Origin of the sequence: Nostocoides sp. (assembly GCF_035343835.1) — a bacterium.
GTDB classification, from domain to species: Bacteria; Actinomycetota; Actinomycetes; order Actinomycetales; family Dermatophilaceae; genus Nostocoides_A; species Nostocoides_A vanveenii.
In genome coordinates, this window is sequence record NZ_DAOQZV010000246.1 from 1 (window position 1) to 4,503 (window position 4,503).

2 protein-coding genes are annotated in these 4,503 nt (G+C 71.3%); both read left to right on the plus strand.

The annotated features are described in order from the left end of the window. Positions 1–3,833, plus strand: a 3,833-nt coding sequence (gene dnaE, locus PKH97_RS14015; protein ID WP_324388161.1) for a DNA polymerase III subunit alpha, incomplete at its 5' end; no start/stop codon positions are given. A gap of 163 nt (positions 3,834–3,996) precedes the next feature. After that, positions 3,997–4,263, plus strand: coding sequence for a hypothetical protein (locus PKH97_RS14020; RefSeq protein ID WP_324388162.1), 267 nt, complete (start codon positions 3,997–3,999; stop codon positions 4,261–4,263). The last annotated feature ends 240 nt before the right edge of the window (positions 4,264–4,503 follow it).

Sequence of the window (4,503 nt, forward strand, 5' to 3'; positions counted from 1 at the left end):
CGCCACGCACCCCGGCCCGGGGCGGCGCGATCGTCGACCCGCGCCTGCCGCGCATCACAGTGCTGGCCAATGGTTCCGGTGCCCACGGCCCCGCGACCGGCCTGACCTCGAGCCAGGGCTGGGCCGCCTTGTGCCGCATGGTCACCGACACCCACCTGCGCGGCGAGCGCGGCAACCCGATCAGCACCCCCTGGCAGGTCGCCAGATTCGCGGGCGGGCCGGCGCCGGTCAACCCCGCGGACTTGCTGGCGGGGACCGAGGGGACGAGGGAGCCGGAAGGGCGTATCCCGAGCGGGGCGGGGGATGGGAGGTCGGGGCGATGGCTGGGTCTGGCGGGAGGCGGAGGTCGCGATGCGACTGACGCCGGATGGATTTTCGCCACGACCCCCCACCCTCCACCCCGCGGTAACGACAACCAAGAGCGTGAACCGGCACGTTTGATAGCACTGCTCGGCCCCGACTCCGACGTCGGCCGGGCCGTGCTGCGCAAGGACCGCACGACCGCCCGCGCCCTCCTCGCGGCCTGGCGCGCGCTCCTGCCCCGCGACGGCCTGGTCGTCGAGATCGTCTGTCACGGCGGCCCCGACGGCACGTCCGGGTCGCGCAACCACGCCGCGCGGATGCTCGCGCTCGCCGACGAGGCCGGCATACCGGCAATCCTCACCGCCGCCGTCCGGCACATCGACCCGGTCGACGCGCGGATCGTCGATGTCCTCGATGCCGCCCGGCGACTCGTGCTGCTCGATCGCCGCCATCTCGACCGGGTCTCCGAGGCCGGCCACCTCGCGACCACTGCGACGATGCACCGGATCGCCCGTGAGGTCGCCGAGCGCGCCGGCCACACGAGCAACGACCGCGCCAACCGCCTGATCGCCGACACCCACGCCCTGGCCATGCGGTGCGCGCAGCATCCCCGGCACGACCTCGGGATCGGTGCGGTCCACCTGCCCGAGCCGGCGGTCGTCGGCATACCGGCCGGTGTGGATCCGCAGCAGGTGCTCGCCGAACGCTGCCGCGCCGCCGTCCTGACGCGCTATCCCGATGCGAGCGAGAGTGAACTCCGCATCGTCGAGGCGCGCCTCGATGACGAGCTGAATGTCGTTGCGGCACTGGGCTATCCGACCTACTTCATGACCGTCGCCAAGGTCGTCGACCTGATCCGCGAGCGCGGCGTCCGGGTCGCCGCGCGCGGATCGGGCGCGGGCAGCCTGGTCAACTATCTGCTCGGGATCAGCGGCATCGACCCGGTGCGCTACGACCTGCTGATGGAGCGTTTCTGCTCCCCGCTGCGCGCCGAACTGCCCGATATCGACATCGACGTCGAGTCCGCGCGCCGCACCGAGATCTACGAGGCGATCCTCGACCGCTTCGGCGGCGAGCGAGTCACGTGCGTGTCGATGATGGACACCTACAAGGTCCGGCACGCCGTCCGCGATGTCGGCGCCGCGCTCGGTATGCCGCCCGTCGAGGTCGACGAGATCGCCAAGGCCTTCCCGCACATCCGCGCGCGCGATGCCCGCCAGGCGATCGCCGACCTGCCCGAGCTGCGCGCCCGCGGGCTCGACAGCACCCAACTCGCCACGCTCTTCGACCTCGTCGAGAAGCTCGACGGCCTGCCGCGCCATATCGCCCTGCACCCGTGCGGGGTGATCCTCTCCAATGCCACGCTGCTCGATCGCACACCGGTCGAGGCGAGTTGGCTCGGCTTCCCGATGAGCCAGTTCGACAAGGACGATGTCGAGGCCCTCGGCCTGCTCAAGCTCGATGTCCTCGGCATCCGGATGCAGTCCTCGATGGCGTATGCCGTGGCCGAGATCGACCGCACCACTGGCGAGCGCGTCGATCTCGACGACCGCACCCAGGTGCCGCTCGATGACGAGCCGACCTTTGCGATGATCCGCACCACGCACACCCTCGGCTGCTTCCAGATCGAGAGCCCGGGGCAGCGGGAGCTGATCGGCAAGTTCGGGCCAGTCCGTTTCGAGGACCTGATCATCGATATCTCGCTCTTTCGCCCCGGGCCGGTCAAGTCCGACATGATCCGGCCCTTCCTCGAAGCCCGGCACGGGTGGAGCGAGGCGCAATTCCTGCACCCGAGCCTCATCCCGGCCCTGCAAGAGACCGAGGGCGTCGTCGTCTTCCACGAGCAGATGCTGCGGATCATCGCCGAGACGACCGGGGTCTCGCTGGCCCAGTCCGACGAGGTGCGCCGGGCGATGGGCAGCCCCAAGGGCATCGAGGAGATCGAGTGCTGGTGGCGGCCGGCGGCGCAGGCGCGCGGTTACGGCCCCGAGCACCGGGACCGGATCTGGGCGGTCCTGAAGGCCTTTGCCTCCTTCGGCTTCTGCAAGGCGCACGCGGCGGCCTTCGCGCTGCCGACCTATCAGAGCGCCTGGCTCAAGACCCACTATCCGGCGCACTTTCTCGCCGGCGTGCTGACCCACGACCCGGGGATGTATCCCAAGCGCCTGATCCTCGACGACGCTCGCGTCCACGGCATCGCCGTCCTCGGTCTCGACGTCAACGCCTCCGGCGATACTTATCGCGCCGAACGCCTCGACGACGAAACTCCCACGCTCGACGCCGACGGCTGGCATCCCGCGCCGGACCTCGACCCCGACACCGCCGACGGCCGCGGCTGGGGCATCCGGCTCTCGCTCGCCGATGTCAGCGGCATCAGCGCCGCCGAAGTCGCGCGTGTCGTCGCCGGCCAGCCGTATGCCAGCCTGGCCGACTTCTTTCACCGCGCCCAGGTCTCGCGGCCGGTCCTGGAGAAGCTCGTCCTCGCTGGGGCTTTCGATGCGATGTACGGCATGTCCGCCAGCGCGGGGGGCCTGGGACGGCACGGCCGGATCACCCGGCGCGACCTGCTGCTCGGCGTCGCCGAACTCGACCGCTGGGATCGCGGGCTGCGCACCGGCCGGCGCCGGGCCCGCCCGGTTGCGGCGTCGAGAGGTGGCGACACGCCGCATACGGGCAGCTCCGTTCGGCGTGTCGCCGACTCTCGACGCGACGGTGTCGGGTCGAGCGACGTGGCGCGACGGCCCGAGGTGTGGGTGGACCCACGCGATCTGGCGGCGGCGCAGTCGCAGGCAGCGGCGCCGGTGCGACCCGAGCCGGTCCAACTCGCCCTCGACCTCGGCGACGAGCCGCAGCTGACGGCAGGGTCGGGGTTGCCGGATATGGCTGTCCCCGAGCGCATTCGGGCCGAGCTCGACATTCTCGGCCTCGATGCGACGGGGCACGTGATGGATTTCTACGCGCCGATGCTGCGCGCGCTCGGGGTGACACCGAGCAAGGATCTGTTGGGGCAGCGCAGCAATGCGACGGTCTTGGTCGCCGGGGTGAAGGTCGCGACGCAGACGCCGCCGATCCGCTCCGGGCGGCGGGTCGTCTTCCTGACTCTGGAGGACGGCACCGGCCCGTCGGACTCGACTTTCTTCGAGGACGTCCAAGGCCCGTATGCCGAGACCGTCTTCCATACCTGGCTGCTGCTGGTGCGGGGGATCACCCGCCGCACCGGTGCGCGCGGCATCTCATTGCGGGCGACCGGGGCGTGGGAGTTGACGGCGCTGTGGGAGGCGTGGCAGGCCGACGGCATCGACGCGGTGCGCGCCATGATGGCGGACACCGACATCCCGCTCGACGCGCGCGGCAACCCGGTCACAGAGCGACGCAGCGGCGTGGCCGAGTCCGGCGGCCGGCGCCGCGTGCTGGTGCACGCTTCCGGCTTCCAGCAGAGCCCGTATGCCGACACTCGCCCCCCGGGCGAGAGCATCCAGCAGCAGGGCCGCAAGTTGTGGCACGCCAGCCCGGGCTCCTCCGGCTGGTGAACGGGCTCGCTGTTCGGCACCAGGGCCGCAAGTTGTGGCACGCCAGCCCTGGCTCCTCCGGTTGGTGAACGGACCCGCTGTTCGGCACCAGCCCCCACGTGCGTCGGGCGTGCCACCGATCCGACCCTGGCCGGCCGCGCGCCGACTGGTCAGCCGCCACCCGATGGCGTATACCGAGTATCACGTGGCCATCCGATTCACGTTCATCCGACCCAGGGGGTTCCCCAGGCCCAGCCTCACCATCGACACCACCACCGGCGACGACCGGACGTATGACGATTCCGCCCTCACCGCCCGCTATGCCGCAGCCTTCGCGCCGGACGGGTCGATCGACATCGTCATCGACGTATTTCGAGGGCCCGCGCCTCGTCGCGAGCCTGCCGGTGGCCCGCTATGGCCGGACGAAGCAACCGTCTTCTCCCAGGACTGAATCGAGGCCATTCTCGGGGCCCCCGGGCGCGCCAAAGGTCCCCGGAGGCGCCGGCACCGGCTGTCGGCGGGGGCAAATAGACTCACCGGCATGACCGAACAGCCGCGCCGCCGACCCCGCCGGGGAGTGGAGACCGGGCTGCGCACAGCCGCCATCTGGGCCACCGTCTCCGAGCTCGTCGCCGAGCGCCAGCGCGAGCTCGGCCGCCCCCTGCGAGTCCTCGACCTCGGCGGCGGCACC

Excerpts from the sequence above, each read along its gene's own strand:
- PKH97_RS14020 (WP_324388162.1), top strand. The coding sequence starts at position 3,997 with ATGGCGTATACCGAGTATCACGTGGCCATCCGATTCACGTTCATCCGA.